12 protein-coding genes and 1 riboswitch are annotated in these 15872 nt (G+C 73.7%); of the genes, 2 read left to right on the top strand and 10 right to left on the bottom strand.

Annotation, left to right across the window (positions count from 1 at the left end; translation table 11 throughout):
* Positions 1 to 144: 144 nt before the first annotated feature.
* Positions 145 to 3000: a hypothetical protein gene (locus tag NAG42_RS30420; protein ID WP_250035324.1), complete on the bottom strand. Its 2856-nt coding sequence runs from the start codon at positions 2998 to 3000 to the stop codon at positions 145 to 147.
* A 162-nt stretch (positions 3001 to 3162) separates the two neighbouring features.
* On the opposite strand from NAG42_RS30420, the gene NAG42_RS30415 reads away from it, so the two are divergent.
* Positions 3163 to 3687, top strand: a complete 525-nt coding sequence (locus NAG42_RS30415) for a hypothetical protein (RefSeq protein WP_250035323.1) — start codon at positions 3163 to 3165, stop codon at positions 3685 to 3687.
* 1 nt (position 3688) lies between these two features.
* Here the strand turns inward: NAG42_RS30415 and NAG42_RS30410 are convergent, their stop codons facing one another.
* Positions 3689 to 5014 (bottom strand): SGNH/GDSL hydrolase family protein, encoded by a 1326-nt coding sequence (locus tag NAG42_RS30410; protein WP_250035322.1) that lies wholly within the window; start codon positions 5012 to 5014, stop codon positions 3689 to 3691.
* A 181-nt stretch (positions 5015 to 5195) separates the two neighbouring features.
* Between NAG42_RS30410 and NAG42_RS30405 the strand changes: the two genes are divergently transcribed.
* Positions 5196 to 6701, top strand: a complete 1506-nt coding sequence (locus NAG42_RS30405) for a glutamate-cysteine ligase family protein (RefSeq protein ID WP_284046081.1) — start codon at positions 5196 to 5198, stop codon at positions 6699 to 6701.
* A 91-nt stretch (positions 6702 to 6792) separates the two neighbouring features.
* Here the strand turns inward: NAG42_RS30405 and NAG42_RS30400 are convergent, their stop codons facing one another.
* The 8 genes from NAG42_RS30400 to NAG42_RS30365 form a co-directional block, all read right to left on the bottom strand.
* Positions 6793 to 7587 (bottom strand): alpha/beta fold hydrolase, encoded by a 795-nt coding sequence (locus tag NAG42_RS30400; protein WP_250035320.1) that lies wholly within the window; start codon positions 7585 to 7587, stop codon positions 6793 to 6795.
* 61 nt (positions 7588 to 7648) lie between these two features.
* Positions 7649 to 8023, bottom strand: coding sequence for a cobalamin biosynthesis protein (locus tag NAG42_RS30395; RefSeq protein WP_250035319.1), 375 nt, complete (start codon positions 8021 to 8023; stop codon positions 7649 to 7651).
* A complete protein-coding gene (locus tag NAG42_RS30390; protein ID WP_250035318.1) occupies positions 8020 to 9369 on the bottom strand; it encodes a cobyrinic acid a,c-diamide synthase CobB in 1350 nt (449 codons plus the stop codon). Before NAG42_RS30390 ends, NAG42_RS30395 begins: the two co-directional genes overlap by 4 nt.
* A complete protein-coding gene (gene cobO, locus NAG42_RS30385; RefSeq protein WP_250035317.1) occupies positions 9363 to 9962 on the bottom strand; it encodes a cob(I)yrinic acid a,c-diamide adenosyltransferase in 600 nt (199 codons plus the stop codon). The genes NAG42_RS30390 and cobO overlap by 7 nt, the downstream gene beginning before the upstream one ends.
* A complete protein-coding gene (locus NAG42_RS30380) occupies positions 9962 to 12331 on the bottom strand; it encodes a VWA domain-containing protein (protein ID WP_250035316.1) in 2370 nt (789 codons plus the stop codon). The genes cobO and NAG42_RS30380 overlap by 1 nt, the downstream gene beginning before the upstream one ends.
* A 9-nt stretch (positions 12332 to 12340) precedes the next feature.
* A riboswitch (cobalamin riboswitch) is annotated at positions 12341 to 12467 on the bottom strand.
* Between the two features lie 61 nt (positions 12468 to 12528).
* Positions 12529 to 14094 (bottom strand): gluconokinase, encoded by a 1566-nt coding sequence (locus tag NAG42_RS30375; protein ID WP_250035315.1) that lies wholly within the window; start codon positions 14092 to 14094, stop codon positions 12529 to 12531.
* A 38-nt stretch (positions 14095 to 14132) separates the two neighbouring features.
* A complete protein-coding gene (locus NAG42_RS30370; protein ID WP_250035314.1) occupies positions 14133 to 15365 on the bottom strand; it encodes a hypothetical protein in 1233 nt (410 codons plus the stop codon).
* Positions 15362 to 15853: a SigE family RNA polymerase sigma factor gene (locus NAG42_RS30365; protein ID WP_250035313.1), complete on the bottom strand. Its 492-nt coding sequence runs from the start codon at positions 15851 to 15853 to the stop codon at positions 15362 to 15364. Before NAG42_RS30365 ends, NAG42_RS30370 begins: the two co-directional genes overlap by 4 nt.
* Positions 15854 to 15872: the final 19 nt, after the last annotated feature.

Below are 15872 nucleotides of genomic sequence, written 5' to 3'. Positions count from 1 at the left end.
TCCCCGGCTCGCATGGGCCGGACGTCCCTACAGACACCGCACATCGATACGGGCGACGTGAGTGGTGAACCCGCATCGCCCTTGGTCGAACCTACTGCCCTCCTTCACCAGTGCTCAAACTTATGGCACCGGGTCGTCGAGAATTCACCTTTCGGGCGCATCCGGCGGCCCGGGGCGGTCCTGATCGGAGAGCGGCTTGTTGAGCTGACCCATGTTGGGCGCCTCCAGCCGAGGGCGCGCCGGGCGTGGTCCCGGACCGGCCTCGCCGGGAGCGGTGGGAGTGCCGGCGACCGGGGGGCGGTTGGCCTGGCCCAGGGTCGGCGGGGTGAGGGCGGCGCGGGGGGCGGCGTTCTGCTCGTGGCCGGTCAGGCCGGGCCGGCCCTCGGAGCCCGGCCGGTTGTCAGCGCCGGGACGACCCTCCGGGCCGGAGTCACTGAAGCGGGCCGAGTTGTTGCCGAGTCCGGGCAGGAAGTTCGCGGCGGTGGCGGCCGGGCGGCCGGGCAGACCGGACGGCTCGGCGCCGGTCGCGGTGGGCGGGCCGGGCTGGGCGGCGGGGGCCTGGCCGGCGTAGCCGGGGGCACGGCCGAGGCCGGACGGCTCCTGACCGGCTGCGGCAGCCGGTGCCGGGCCGGCTGCGGTAGCCGGTGCCGGGCCGGTTGCGGTAGCCGGTGCCGGGCCGGACTGATCGAGGCCGGCCGGTGCGGGCGGGGGCGGCTGGGCCGCGGGCGATGCCGGGGCCCGGCCCAGCAGGCCGGACGGCTCCTGGCCGGGACTTTCCGGAGGCCCGGCGACGAGCGACTCCAGACCCGCCGACGGGGTTGCCGGGAGCGGTGCGAAGGTGATCGGATCGAGTGGGATTCGCTCGGACGTCGGCGGCGTGTGGGCCGGCGCCCAGGGCATTCCCGAGCCGGCGACCTGCGGCGTCCCCGGGCCGGCGACCTGCGGCTGCGGCGGGGTGGCCACCGGCGGCTGCGGCGGGGTGGCAACCGGCGGGGCGGTGGCCGGGGCGACCGGCGGCTGCGGCGTCGCGACGACCCGCGGCGGTGCGCTTGGACCGCCGGGCATGCCGCTCGGGGTGGTGTGCCCGTTCAACCCGGGGGCGCGCGGGGCCACGGGACGCGCGGGGACGAACTTGGGCGCGTCCAGGGGGCGGCTCTGGTGCCAGTTCGGCGGGAGGGGCGGCGAGGCCGTGCGCTGAGTGGGTGGTTCTTCCGCCACCGGCGATTGCTGAGCGCTCGGCGACTGCTGAACGCCCGGCGACTGCTGAACGCTCGGCAACTGCTGAACGGAGGGTGACTCCTGAACCGCCGGTGGCTGCTGGACCGGCGGTGACTGTTGATTCCCCGGTGACTGCTGGACCTCGGGCGACTGCTGGAACAGGGGTGACTGCTGGGCCGCAGCCGGCTGCTCGGCGGCCCGCATCACTGTCGGTGCGGGGACCTCCGTGACGACTGTCGCCTCCCTGACGATCGGCGGCTCCGTCCAGGTGGGTGAGTCGAGGACCGAAGCCTCGGCCGGGCGCCCCGGAACAGCCGATCTCGGCAGGCCGCTCGGCTCGGCGACCTCCAGTTCGGCGCCGCGGAAGCTCAATTCCACCTTCGGACCGGCGGGCTCAGGGTGCAAATCGGACGGCTCGTCGAACGCCGCACGTGACTCCGGCTCCCCGCCACGAAAGCCCACATCCAACTTCGGGCCACCGGGCTCAAGGTGCAAATCGGACGGCTCGTCGAACGCCGCACGCGACTCCGGCTCCCCGCCACGAAAGCCCACATCCAACTTCGGGCCACCGGGCTCAAGGTGCAAACCCGACGGCTCATCGAACGCCGCACGCGACTCCGGCTCCCCGCCACGAAAGCCCACATCCAACTTCGGACCGGCGGGCTCCTGGTGCAAACCCGACGGCTCATCGAATGCCGCACGCGACTCCGGCTCCGCGCCACGAAAGCCCAGATCCAACTTCGGGCCACCGGGCTCAAGGTGCAAACCCGACGGCTCATCGAACGCCGCACGCGACTCCGGCTCCCCGCCACGAAAGCCCAGATCAAACTTTGGGCCGCCGGGCTCCTGGTGCAAACCGGACGGCTCGTCGAGCGCCGGTCGTGATTCTGGCTCCGCGCCACGGAGACTGAGATTGAGCTTTGGGCCGGCGGGTCCGGGGGGCGGGTCCGGCGACTCCCCGACCGTTTGTTCGGCGCCACGGAGGCTCAGATCCACTTTCGGGCCGCTGGGTTCCGGGTGCCGGCCGGTCGGCGGCGCCTCGTGCCGCGGCTCGGCCGGTGACGCCTCGAAGGACACGTCCACCGGCCGCGCGTTCCGGTATCGGAGTCCGGCCGATGGGCTGTCGTCGTCCGGTGCGGCGCGGCGAGCGCGGTATTCGGATCGCACCGGCTCGTCCCCGGCCGCCACTTCCGTCGGCAGGTCGGAAGCCGCCGACGGACCGAGAACCGACTCCAGCGGGGACAGCCCCGAGGACGGCGAGTCGAGGTCGGGGGCGCTGAAGGTCAACGGCGATCCGAAGGCGATGGGCGGGATCGGCGACGGTTCGTAGGCGTCGGCCGAGCCGAACGCGGTCGGTGCCTCGAAGACATCGGCCGAGCCGAACGCGGTCGGTGCCTCGAAGACCTCGGCCGAGCCGAAGGCCGTGGGCGGGTCGAGCGGCGGCACCGGCACCAAGCCGGGCCCCCCGAAGCGGAAACCTTGCCCCGGATCCCCGTACGGCTCCCCCAGCCCCCGCCGCGACGCGGCCACCAGCCCGGACTCCTCGGCCAGGCCGGCCGCCGTCACCACTTCGGCCGCTGACTGGCCGGCGGCGCAGGGCAACCGCTCGCCGCAGGACGGGCACCGGGTCAGGCCGTCAGCCGGCCCGCGTCCGCCGGCGTGCGCCTCGAGCACCTCACGGGCCGTGCGGGCCAGGAGGCTGTCCGGATCCACGAACGCCTTGGTCGGTGCCACGTCAGCCGCCTCCCGTTCCGCCGGCGAGGCCGGCGCCTCGACGTACACGAAACAAGTTCACCGCCGATCGGTGGTGATTCGCGGGCTTTTCAGCATTTCGGCGACGAGCGTGGCAAACGAGTAAGGAGCACAGACATGCTCACGTACTCACTCATGGTGCTCATCCTTTAACTCTCCGTACGATGTGAGAATCCCTCAGGAGGAGCCGAAATGGACGACCTCGACCTTCACCGTGAGCAGATCCTCCGGCATGTCGGACCCATCATCACCGGCCGGTTCGCCGGCTTCCGGACCTCGTACACCAGAGAGGTCAAAATCGGTCAGCCGCTGCTGATGGCCATCTTCGCCGCCTCGGGTGTGATCCACCTGCTGGGCGCGATCCTGCGCATGAAGGCCGGCCGGCGCAGCTTCAAGGAGCTCAAGAAGGGCCCCGAGTTCCTGGTGACGCCGGTGCGGCTGCGCGACGACCTCGGGCAGACCTACGAGGTCGAGATGCACGGGCAGCTCCCCCAGTCCGCCCTGCACCGCGGCGACCTGGTGCAGGTCACCACGACCCCGCAGAAGGATCCGAGCCTGCCGGTGCGCCTGGTGCGGTTGGTGAACCTGACCACGATGCAGCCACTCACCCCGCGGATCCCCACCATGTGGTCACACCTGGGGCCCGCGCTGCTGCTGCAGGCCGTCCTGGGTCTCGCCGTCCTCGCCGTCGTCGTGCTGGCGCTCTGGCTGACCTGACCTAGAGCTTGTCGAGCGGAACCGCGTCGGCCAGCGCTCGCATGCCGGCGTCGTTGGGGTGCAGGTGGTCGCCGCCGTCGAACCGCACGCTCAGGCGCAACGGCTGGAACGGGTCGCGCAGCGCCCGGTCGAAATCGGCCACGCCGTCGAAGGCACCGCCGGCCGACGACCGGATCCACGAGTTGACCCGCTGCCGCACCCGGTCGGCCGCCGGGGTGTAGCCGGGATAACCCTCCCACGGCGTGATCGTGCCCGCGATGACCCGCAGCCCCTCGGCCCGGGCCCGGGCGGCCAGACCGGCCAGACCGGCGGCGATCCGGGCCGGGTCGGTCTCGCGGGGCGCCTGCATGATGTCGTTGATGCCGGCCAGCAGGATCACCGTGCGGACGCCCGAGCGCTCCAGGACGTCCTCGGCGAACCGGGCCCGGCCGGACCGCCCGGCCACCGCGGTGGGCCGGTACCGCGGATACCGGGCGTCGAGCAGGATCCGGTTGCCGCTGATGCCCGCGTTGGCCACGCCGTAATCGGGATCCGGAGTCGTCGCCAGCCGGGCCGCCAGCAGGTCGGACCAACGCCGATTGCGCCCGGGCGTGGATTCGGCCCCGTTCGTGATCGAGTCGCCGAACGCCACGATCGTGCCCGGGGCGCCGGTGACCTCGACCGCGGTCACATAGAACCAGGCCCACACGCCGCGCCGGAACGCCGTGGCCGTCTCGTCGCCCGCACGGTCGACGGTGTCCGCGCTGACCAGCGACTTCTGCTTGGGCTCGGCGTGCAGGGTGCCCGCCCGGGGCCGCACCGGGGTCCAGACCGTGACCAGCAGGTCGGTGTCGGCCGGGACGGCGAGCGGCGCCGGGTCGCTCAGGACGTCGCCGCCGGGCGGCACGGTCACGCTGCCCCGGCCGTCGAAGGTCAGATCGCGCAGGGTGCCGGGGAACGCCGTACCGTCGCTCGGGTCCATGGTGCCGTCGCGGCGGCCACCGGAGTGGGCCGAGAGCGCGACCGTGACGTGCCCGAATCGCACCGGCTCGGCGCCGAAGCGGTTGCTCAGCCGGACCCGGACGAGCGGCCCGCCGATCGTCGTGTGGACCACGTTGCGGATCGTGTGCCCGGGCGGCCGGGTGCGGCTCGCCGACGACGGAGCGGCCGACCACGCCGTCGAGAAGTCCGGGCCGGGCCTGGTCGACGGCGGCAGCGCCGGCGCGGCCTGGGCGGACGCCTGCGGAGACGGCGCTCCGGACCGCAGGGGTCCGAGCGCCATCCACGTGACGGTCAGCGTCGTGGACAGGATCGAGGCCACCACCACACCGATGAGCAAGCGCCGCACGTTCAAGATCATGCCCTCCCCGGGGTGCAGATCCGGATGAAATCCGCTGCGGAGGGGTACCGCAGCGAACAAGGCCCTCCGGCAACACCATCCGCCACATCGCCGTGGCTGGAGAAGTACAGCCCGTGCGATCTCATGCTTTGGTGTCGCCTGGCGCGACCGCCGGGGGTGTGTGAATGTGATGACAGTCCCAGAGAGGTGGTGTGCCGTGGGCGAGGACGTCGAGCAGGCCAACTTCACCCGGGAGGACCGCGCCAAGTACCGGCACAAGATCCGCCGGAGCCTGGACGTGTTCGCGGCCATGCTGCGCGAGTCGCGGTTCGACTTCGAGCGGCCGCTGACCGGCATGGAGATCGAGCTCAACCTGGTCGACGAGAACTGCGACCCGGCCATGCGCAACGCCGAGGTGCTGGGCGCGATCGCCGATCCCGACTTCCAGACCGAGCTCGGGCAGTTCAACATCGAGATCAATGTGCCGCCCCGGCAGCTCGCGGGTGACGAGAACGCCGATCTCGAGCGCTCGCTGCGAGCCAGTCTCAACAACGCCGAGAAGCATTCCCGTACGGTCGGCGCGCACACGGTGATGATCGGGATCCTGCCGACACTGCGCCGCGAGCACATGACCGACGACGCGCTCTCGGCCAATCCGCGCTACAAGCTGCTGAACGAGCAGATCTTCGCGGCCCGGGGCGAGGACCTCGACATCCGGATCGACGGCGTGGACCGGCTGGCCGTCACCACCGACACCATCGCGCCCGAGTCGGCCTGCACCAGCACCCAGTTCCACCTGCAGGTCAGCCCGGCCCAGTTCGCGGCGTACTGGAACGCGGCCCAGGTGATCGCGGGCGTGCAGGTCGCGCTCGGCGCCAACTCGCCGCTGCTGTTCGGCCGGGAGCTGTGGCGCGAGACCCGGATCCCGCTGTTCGAGCAGGCCACCGACACCCGGTCCGAGGAGATAAGAGCTCAGGGCGTACGGCCGAGGGTGTGGTTCGGGGAGCGCTGGATCACCAGCGTCTTCGACCTGTTCGAGGAGAACGTCCGCTACTTCCCGGCCCTGTTGCCGATCTGCGACGAGATGGACCCGGCCGAGATCCTCGAACGCGGCGAGGTTCCCGAGCTGAGCGAGCTCCGGCTGCACAACGGCACCGTCTACCGCTGGAACCGGCCGATCTACGACGTGGTCCGGGGCCGCCCGCATCTGCGGGTGGAGAATCGCGTGCTGCCGGCCGGTCCGACCGTGGTCGACACGATGGCCAACGCCGCGTTCTACTACGGACTGATCCGGACGCTGGCCGAGGCCGAGCGGCCACTGTGGACGCAGATGAGCTTCAGCGCGGCCGAGGAGAACTTCCACGCCTGCGCCCGGCACGGCATCGACGCCACCGTGTTCTGGCCCGGCATGGGCTACATCCAGGTCACCGAGCTGGTGCTGCGGCGGCTGCTGCCGATGGCCCACCAGGGCCTCGCGCGGTGGGGTGTCTCGCAGTCCGAACGCGACCGGCTCCTGGGCATCATCGAGCAGCGCTGCCTGACCCATCGCAACGGCGCCGCCTGGCAGGTGCAGACCCTGCACGCCCTGGAGGCCGACGGGCTCGACCGCCGGGCCGCCCTGCACGAGATGCTCAACCGCTACCTGCCCCTCATGCACGAGAACCTCCCCGTGCACGAGTGGCCCTACCCCGGCTGATCGCACCATCGAGCTCACCCTGGGCACCACCGCCACCACCTGGGCCACGGCCCCGGCCGGCCGGCCCCGGGACCACTGAGGCAGGGCTTCTTCAGAGACGGGACAGGAACGCGGTGAGGGCGTCGTTGAAGGCGCCCGGCTGTTCCAGGTTGGGGAGGTGGCCGGCCCCGTCGACGACGACGAGGGTCGAGCCGGGGATGAGGGCGTGCATCTGCTCGGCGTCGGAGACCGGGGTGAACTCGTCGTCGCGGCCGACCACGATCAGCGTGGGTGCGGTGATCGTGGTGAGCAGGTCGCGGTAGTCGGGGCGCTCGGCGCGGCCGCGGAGTGCCGCGGCCGCGCCGGCCGGGGAGGCGCCGGTCATCATCGTCATGACGTGATCGGCCACGGCCGGCATGGCCTCGACGTTGTAGGAGGCGATCATCCTGGCCAGGTTCTCCCGGGCGTAGCCCGTCATGCCCTCGGCCTCGAGCCGGTCGGCGGTCGCGCGACGGAAGGCCTGGCCCTCGGCGCTGTCGGCCCGCGGGAAGGTGTCGGCCAGGATCAGGCCGCGGATGCGGGACGGAAACCGCCGGTAGCACTCCATCACGATCTGGCCGCCCATCGAGAGGCCACCCAGCACCACTTCGCCCAGGCCGAGATGATCGAGCAGGCCCACGACGTCCTGGGCGAACACCGGGAGCGGCGTCTTGCCCGCCACGACCGTGGTCGAGCCGTAGCCCCGCAGGTCGGCCGTGATCACGCGCCACCCCGCGCCGGCCAGGGCGGCCACCTGCGGCGCCCACATCGACCGGTCGAAGGGGTGCCCGTGCACCAGCACGAGAGGCCGGCCGTCCCCGCTGTCGTCGTATCCGATGGTGATCCCGTTGACCGCGGCTGTGCTCATCCGCCCGACGCTAGTGCCGGCGCCCATCCGCCGAACGGTCCAATATCGTGATCGCGGCACGTCACCCGCTTCGGGCGACAGCCACGGTGACCCCGCCGCAGACCTGCTTCGGCAACAGCAACGAGCCGGCTGGACCGACCGCGCTCAGAGCGGCCGCCTCGGCGACACTCGGCGTCCCCACCGCCGCGGCGACGACCCGGCTCGGGTTGGGCACGTCCTGGCGGGCCAGGTCGGCCGCCGACCGGGCGAGGAGCTGCCAACCCAGGTCCAGGGCCAGTTCCCGTACGGCGGGCTCGGCCGCCCGGCGATCGGCGGTGGCCAGCACGCTGACGTCGCCGCGGGCCAGGCCCAGCCCCGCCAGCGCGGCGTCGACGGCCTCGCGCAGGGCGGCGCCGGTCACCCCCGGCCGGGCGCCGACGCCGACCGCGACGATCACAGGCCGGTGAGCAGCCGGGTGGCGAAACCGGGATTGCCCGCCCAGTGCAGGTGCAGATACGAAGCCTGCACGTTGGCCGTCGCGAAGCCCTCCGGGTCGGCACCGCGCCAGGCCCAGGCGGCACCGCCGGCCGGGGAGAGCAACAGGCCCGAGCGCGGGTGCACCGTCGTCCGGTGGAACTCGTGCCCGGTCACCCGGGTGCCGGCCGGCGCGAGCGGGCTGTCGGTGAGCGCCACCGCGTCGCGGTAGCCCAGGGTCAGCGTCGGCGTCATGGCCGCCTCGGCGTCGATCACCCCGCACATCGGGGCGCCGTCGAGGGTCCGGCACAGCCAGAGCAGCCCGGCGCACTCGGCCACGATCCGGCCCCCGGAGCCGGCCAGTTCGGCCACCGCCCGGCGCAGCGGCTCGTTGGCCGACAGCTCCGACGCGTACACCTCGGGGAAGCCGCCGCCGACGACCAGAGCCCGCGCACCGGCGGGCAACTCGGTGTCCCGCAGCGGGTCGACGATGACCACCTCGGCGCCCGCACCGGCCAGCAGCTCGGCTGTCTCGGCGTACGCGAAGGAGAAGGCCGCCCCACCGGCGAGCGCCACCACCGGCCGCCCGGCCACCGGCTCGGCCGCGACCGGCGACCACGGCTCCGCGTCGAGCGGCGGGGCCGACCGGGCGATCGCCATCACCTCGGCCAGATCGACCGACGACTCGATCAGCGCGGCCAGCGCGTCCACCGACTCGCGGGCCTCGGCCCGGCGCTCGGCCGCCGGCACCAGCCCCAGATGACGCGACGGCGCGGCCACCGCGTCGGCCCGTCGCAGCGCCCCGAGCACGGGCGTGCCGACCTCCTCGCAGGCCTCACGCAGGATCGCCTCGTGCCGGTCCGAGCCGACCCGGTTGAGGATCACGCCGGCCATCCGCACGGTGCCGAAACTGCGGAAGCCGTGTACCAGCGCGGCGATCGAGCGACCCTGCGCGGCCGCGTCCACCACCAGGATCACCGGCGCGTCGAGCAGCCCGGCGACCTGCGCCGTCGACCCGGTCTCGCCCGCTCCGGTCCGCCCGTCGTAGAGGCCCATCACCCCTTCGACCACGGCCAGCGAGGCCCCGTGCGAGCCGTGCGCGAACAGCGGCCCGATCAGCTCCTCGCCCACCAGCACCGGGTCGAGGTTGCGGCCGGGCCGCCCGGCGGCGAGCGCGTGATAGCCCGGGTCGATGTAGTCCGGCCCCACCTTGAACGGGGCCACCGCCAACCCGCGGCGCGCGAAGGCGGCCAGCAGCCCGGTCGCCACCGTCGTCTTGCCGTGTCCCGAGGCGGGCGCGCCGATGACGACCCGCGGGATGCTCACCATTCGATGCCCTGCTGTCCCTTGCGGCCGGCGTCCATCGGGTGCTTCACCTTCGTCATCTCGGTGACCAGATCGGCCGCCTCGAGCAGGGCCGGCGCCGCGTCCCGGCCGGTGATCACCACGTGCTGGTTGCCGGGGCGCTCGGTCAGCGTCGCCACAACCTCGTCGACGTCGACCCAGCCCCACTTCATCGGGTACGTGAACTCGTCGAGCACATAGAACTTGTAGGTCTCGGCGGCCAGGTCGCGCTTGATCTGCGCCCAGCCCTCGGCGGCCTCGGCGGCGTGGTCACGCTCGGTGCCCGCGCGCTGGATCCACGACCAGCCCTCGCCCATCTTGTGCCAGGTGACCGGTGCCCCCCCGGTGGTGCCAAGCGCCTTGAGCGCGGATTCCTCGCCCACCCGCCACTTCTCGGACTTGACGAACTGGAACACGCCGATCGGCCAGCCCGCGCTCCAGGCCCGCAGCGCCATCCCGAACGCGGCCGTCGACTTGCCCTTGCCGTGTCCGGTGTGGACAGCCAGGACGGCTTGGCGGCGGCGCTGGCGGGTGGTGAGGCCGTCATCGGGTACGGCGGTGACCTTGCCCTGCGGCATCAGGCGGCCCGTCCCGTCCCGAGGCTGTCCAGCGGCATCAGGTCGGCGTCGAGCGCGGTGGCGAGCCGGGCCGCGAGCCGCAGCCGGATCGGCCCGGACTCGCAGTCGACCACCACCGTGGACACGCCCGCGAGCGCCGGGGCGACCGTGGCCGGGTCGGGTCCGCTGGTCGCGCGTCCGTCGGTCACCACGATCAGCAGCGGCCGGCGCCGGGGGTCGCGGCGACGCTCGGTCGCGATGGTCGCGGCCGCTTTCCGGAGGCCTTCGGCCAGCGGCGTACGTCCCCCCGTGCGCAACGTGGCCAGCCGGAGCACCCCGACCTCGTGGCTCGACGTGGGCGGCAGCACCTGCTCGGCGGCATGCCCCCGGAACGTGATCATCCCGATCCGGTCCCGCCGCTGATAAGCATCCCGCAACAACGACAGCACCGCCGTCTTCACCACAGTCATCCGCTTCCGCGCGGCCATCGACCCCGAAGCATCCACCACGAACAACACCAGATTCGACTCCCGCCCCACGTGGACGGCTTCCCGCAGATCCCGCGGCAGCACAAAGCTCCCGCCGCCGCCCGCCCTCCGGCCCGCTCCGACCTGGGCCAGGCCCGCACCTACTCCGAACCGGTCGGCGTCCGCGCTGGAACCCGGCACTGACCGGTCCGCGCTGGAGTTCGGCCCTGACGGGTCCGCGCTGGAGTTCGGCCCTGACCGGTCCGCGCTGGAGTTCGGCCCTGACCGGTCCGCGCTGGAACCCGCCCCGGTTCGGTCGGTGTCGCCCGGTCCGCCGGGCAGGCCGGCCCGCTCGGTCCCGGCTCGGTGCAGCGCCGCCCGCAGGGTGGCCGGCAGGTGCGGGGCCCCAGCCAGCCGACCGGTCGGCACCCGCGAACCGACGACGCGCCCCCGCCGCGACAACGACGGCGATCGACGCCCGGCGTGCCCGCCTTCACCGCGTCGCGCGATGCTCAGTGTCCGGGTCCGAAATGCCGCCCCGGGCGCCACAGGCGCCGCGGCTGCCTCGCGCTCAGCACCCCCACTCCCATCCGACATTTCGAAAATGTCGGATGGGGACGAAGCGGCGGGAGTTCCCTCCTCGGCCGGCGGCGTGCCGTTCGGTCCCCCGGATGGTGGCGTGCCGGAACTACCCCGTGAGGCGTCCGCCGGGCCACCCCGCGACGTGTCGTCCGGACCGGAGTCGCCGGGTCCGCCTGGTCCGTCCGGTCCGGAATCGTCCGGGTCCGACGGCGACGGCCCGCCCGGCGGCGTGTCGTCCGGGTCGTCGTCCTGCTGCGCGTCGGCCTCGGCCAACGCCTCGTCGAGGCGCTCCTCATCCGTGCCCGGCGGGTCGAGCGGATCCTTGCGGCGGCGGTGCGGCAGCGCCAGGCGCGCGGCGTCCCGTACGTCCTCGCGGGTGACCCGGTCGCGGCCGTTCCAAGCCGCCAGGGCCACCGCACAGCGGGCCACCACGATGTCCGCCCGCATTCCGTCCACCCCGTAGGCCAGGCAGATCCGGGCGATCCGGTCCAGCTCCCCGTCCGGCAGCACCACCCGCGGCAGCAGCTCCCGCGCGCCGGCGATCCGTGCCGCCAGCGCGAGCTCGTCCTCCGCGAACCGCGTCGCGAACCCGTCCGGGTCCAGCTCGTAGGCCAGCCGCCGCCGCACCACCTCGGCCCGGTCGCGGGCGTCGCGCGGCGCCGCCACGGTGACCACCAGCCCGAACCGGTCGACCAGCTGCGGGCGCGGCTCACCCTCCTCCGGGTTCATCGTGCCGACCAGCAGGAACCGGGCCGCGTGCTTGACCGAGACCCCGTCCCGCTCGACGTGCGCCCGGCCCATCGCCGCCGCGTCGAGCAGCAGGTCGACCAGGTGGTCGGGCAGCAGGTTGACCTCGTCGACGTAGAGCACCCCGCGGTGCGCCGCCGCGAGCAGCCCCGGCTCGTACGCCTTGACCCCGTCGGCCAGCGCCCGCTGGATGTCCAGCGTGCCCACCACCCGGTCCTCGGTCGCCCCGACCGGCAGCTCGACCAGGGCCGCGGGCCGGTGCACCGTCTGCAGGCCAGTCCGCTCCCGATCGGCGGGGATGTCGGCGGCGTGCGGACCGTCCGGGCAGAGCGGGTCGGGCGCGGCCGGGTCGCAGGCGAACCGGCAACCGCGAACGACCGCGACCTCCGGCAGCAACGTGGCCAGGGCCCGCACGACGGTGCTCTTGGCGGTGCCCTTCTCGCCGCGCACCAGCACGCCGCCCACGGCGGGTGAGACGGCGGTCAGCAGCAGGGCGAGGCGCAGGTCGGGCAGGCCGACCACGGCCGAGAACGGGTACGGAGTCACAGAGATCCCCTTCTGTGCGGGTGTCCACGCCCGCACGGCGAATGGCACGAGCGGCCGGAGTCTCCTGGCTCCCGGATCGTCGCTCGCCGCGCGCCTTCCAGCCGCACAAGACAGCCGTGGCCCGTTGGCGGGTCGCTCCCCGGTCACAGTGGCGGGACCGTCCCGGATTCTCACCGGGTTCCTCCGCTACCGCTCGCCCGCCATGCTTTCCTACCGCCGCCCGGCCCGTCAACGTGGGGTGATGTCTACGACTGCACGGCCTTCTCGGTGGTGGGCAGGGGCTGCGGGGCGAGCTTGTCGAGCTCCCGGACCACGTCCAGCACGGCCAGCGCGGACGACTCGACGAGCGGCCGCAGCCGGGCGTAGAGCGCGGCGTTCTCCGGGTCGGGACGGGTCGGCTCACCGATCGGCACCAGCGCCGCGGCCTGGTCGAGGTCGGGCAGTTCCCCCAGGGCGTGCCGGGCCAGCAGGCAGGCCCCGAGCGCCGTGCCCTCCGGGGTGTCGGCCACCGCCACCGGCACGTCCAGCGCCGCTGCGAGCACCCCCACCCACAGCTCCGACGCGACCGCCCCGCCGGTGGCTCGTACCTCGGTGACGGCGATGCCCTCGGCCGTGAACGAGTCGCGGACCAGCGCCAGCTGCTGGCAGACGCCCTCGACGGCCGACCGCACCAGGTGGGCCCGCCCGTGCTCACGGCGGAGCCCGAGATAGGCACCGCGCAGCCCCGGCTTCCACCACGGCGCCCGCTCGCCCAGCAGGTAGGGCAGACAGAGCAACCCGTCGCTGCCCGGCACCACACCCTGCGCCTCGATCAGCAGTGCCGCGTCCCGCTCGTCGGCGTCCTCACCCTCGGCTCCCGGTCGTTCGAAGCCGGCCGCGAAGCTCTGCCCGGCCCAGCGCACCACCGACCCGGCGTTGTTGACCGCGCCGCCGATCACCCAGCGGTCCTCGGTCAGCGCGTAGCAGAACAGCCGCCCCGCCTTGTCGGCCGTGGGCCGGTCGACCACTGTGCGCAGGGCGCCGCTGGTGCCGAGCGAGACCGCCGCGACCCCGGCCGGGGTGGCGCCGACGCCCAGGTTGGCCAGCGGGCCGTCGGCCGCTCCGATGATCAGCGGGGTCTCCGGGTCGAGACCGGCCGCCCGCGCCACCCCGGCGTTCAGCCGCAGCCGGGTGGTCGTCGGCAGCACCTCGGCCAGTTGCCCGGCCCGCACCCCGGCGACCTCGAGCGCCTCCGGGTCCCAGCGCCGCTCGTGGATGTCGTACATCCCCGTCCCGCTGGCGATGGAGAGATCCACCGCGAACGGGCCGTCGGCCAGCGCGGACAGCATGAGCTCTTTCACGCCACCCCACCGCGGGGTCCCGCTCAGGGTCTCGGGGTCGTTCTCGCGCCACCAGGCCAGCTTGGTCAGCGGCGACATCGGGTGGACCGGCGTGCCGGTGCGGGCCTGCAGGGTCTTGCCCAGCCCCTCGGCGACGATCCGCTCGCTCTGCGCGCCGGCGCGCGCGTCGGCCCAGGTGACCAGCGGCCCGAGGGGTGTGCCGTCGGCGTCCATCGGCACGACGGCGTGCAGGAAAGCGCTCAGCCCGATGGCGATCACCCGGTCACCGTTCTCGCGGCAGGCCTCGGCCACGTCGACCAGTGCCTTCACCGCGGCGTCGCGCAGCGCGACCGGGTCCAGCTCGGCGCGCCCGGCGGCCGGCACCGACAGCGGATAGTGGACGCTGGTCAGCGCGCGAAGCGTGCCATCGGGCCCGGTCGCCACCCCCTTGGTCGCGGTGGTCCCGGTGTCGATCCCGATCACGACGTCCATGCGCGTCCTTCCGTTGCCGCCCTGTGCTCATCCCAAACCTAGGGCAGCAAGACGCGCACCGCTCGGCCCTGACGTGGCCGCACCTCCAGTTCCGTCGCGCCCGCGGGGATCACGGCGGCGTCCCCGGCGATCGGCAGCCAGGACCCTTTCCGTACGCGGTAGAGCAGTGCGCAATTCAGCGCGGCCACCGCCACCCCCAGCTCCTGCGGCAGCCGCGCGTGCAAGATCGGGTAGGTCTCGCCGAAACCGTCGGTGGCGTCGGTCGACAGGCCGTCCTCGAGCCGGCCCAGATAGTCGACCCGCGGCTTCTGACCCGGGTCGGCGGCCAGCGCGAACGCCCGCGCCCGCCCGTCCAGCACCAGGGTCTGCACCACGAGCCGCCGCCCGTCGGCGGTCGCGCCGCTCAGCCGCCACTCGCTCGGCCCGGTCCAGACGTGGAATCCGTACGGGTCGGCGTACGGAATCTGCGCGCCGACGTCCCACCAGTCCTTCTCCGACCCGGCCGGCTCGTCCCGCCAGGCCGTCCCGCGGCCCGGCAGTGCCCGCTCGATCCGCTCCGGCATCCGGTTGGCCGCGTCCTTATCGCCCACGACCGTCTCGAGGTTGGCCAGCCAGACCGCGCCGGGGCCGTTCTCCGCCCGCAACGCGATGGCCAGACTCCGGTCCGGCCCCGGGATGGGCCGGACGACCGCCCCGTCGACCTCGGCCAGCGGATCGAAGGTCCGCACGATCCGGCCCGCGGCGTCGATGTCGTACTTCGCGGAGTACGCCACCCCGGCCCCGCCGGTGATCACCACGAGGACGTCCCGGTCCGGCCCGGCCAGCATCGCCGCCGGCCGGATGGTGCCCGAGGCGACCAGCACGGTCGCGCTGAGCCCGCGCAGCTCGCCGTCGACGGTCTCGACGAAGCCCTGCTCGTCGAGCCCCGGCGTCACCGACGGCCGGACGAACGCGGCGACCGGGCCGGCCGGGGTGGCGCCGGCCCAGTGCACCCGGGCGCCGTCGATGAGCGACCGGATGCGGCCGATCAGCTCGTGGTCCTGGGCCAGGTCACCACGGACGCGACCGGCGGCCGGCGGGTCGGCGGCCGGGCGGCGGGCCAGCGGGGCGAGCCCACCGGCGGCGACCACGGCGAGCGCCCCGCCGATCGCCGTCCGGCGCCGGATCACCCGGCGGTGGCCACCCGCCCGCACCCGGTCGAGCAGGTCGGGCGCCGGGCTCACGTCGCCGGCGGCCCGGTTGAGGACGTCCCGGATCTCGGTGTCGGTCACAGCTCCACCCCTTGCGGGATCAGGGACGGGCCGAGCACACGCCGGAGCCGGTCGAGCCCGCGCGAGGCGTTGCTCTTGACCGTGCCCTCGCTGCACCCGAGCGCCGCGGCCACCTCGTGCACGGGCAGGTCGTCGAGATAGCGCAGCACGACGGCGGCCCGCTGCTTGGCCGGCAGGTCGCGCAAGGCGTCGAGCACGGCCGACCGCAGGGCCACGTCCTCGCCGTGATCCGGCCCCGCCTGCTCGTGCTGCACACCCAGCGGCGTCTCGAGCCGTCGCGCCCGCGACCGCCAGCGGTTGGTGGCCCGATTGACCAGCGCCTTGCGGGCGTACGCCTCGGGGGCGCCCTCGATCCGGCGCCAGCGCACATACATCTGCTCGAGCACCTCTTGCAGCAGATCCTCGGCCGCGTGCCGGTCGCCGGTCAGCAGATAAGCCACCCGCAACAGCCCCGTCGATCGACTTCGCACGAAGTCGTCGAACCCCATCCCGTGTCTCCCCCGCTCG

It is taken from the genome of Paractinoplanes maris (assembly GCF_023544465.1).
Classification (GTDB): domain Bacteria; phylum Actinomycetota; class Actinomycetes; order Mycobacteriales; family Micromonosporaceae; genus Actinoplanes; species Actinoplanes maris.
The sequence above is the reverse complement of the archived record's forward strand: the minus strand, read 5'-3'. Positions and strand labels throughout refer to the sequence as shown.

Coding starts and splice junctions, on each gene's coding strand:
- NAG42_RS30375 (WP_250035315.1), bottom strand. CDS start 14,094: ATGGACGTCGTGATCGGGATCGACACCGGGACCACCGCGACCAAGGGG.
- cobO (WP_250035317.1), bottom strand. CDS start 9,962: ATGCCGCAGGGCAAGGTCACCGCCGTACCCGATGACGGCCTCACCACC.
- NAG42_RS30405 (WP_284046081.1), top strand. CDS start 5,196: ATGACAGTCCCAGAGAGGTGGTGTGCCGTGGGCGAGGACGTCGAGCAG.
- NAG42_RS30390 (WP_250035318.1), bottom strand. CDS start 9,369: ATGGTGAGCATCCCGCGGGTCGTCATCGGCGCGCCCGCCTCGGGACAC.
- NAG42_RS30365 (WP_250035313.1), bottom strand. CDS start 15,853: ATGGGGTTCGACGACTTCGTGCGAAGTCGATCGACGGGGCTGTTGCGG.
- NAG42_RS30415 (WP_250035323.1), top strand. CDS start 3,163: ATGGACGACCTCGACCTTCACCGTGAGCAGATCCTCCGGCATGTCGGA.
- NAG42_RS30400 (WP_250035320.1), bottom strand. CDS start 7,587: ATGAGCACAGCCGCGGTCAACGGGATCACCATCGGATACGACGACAGC.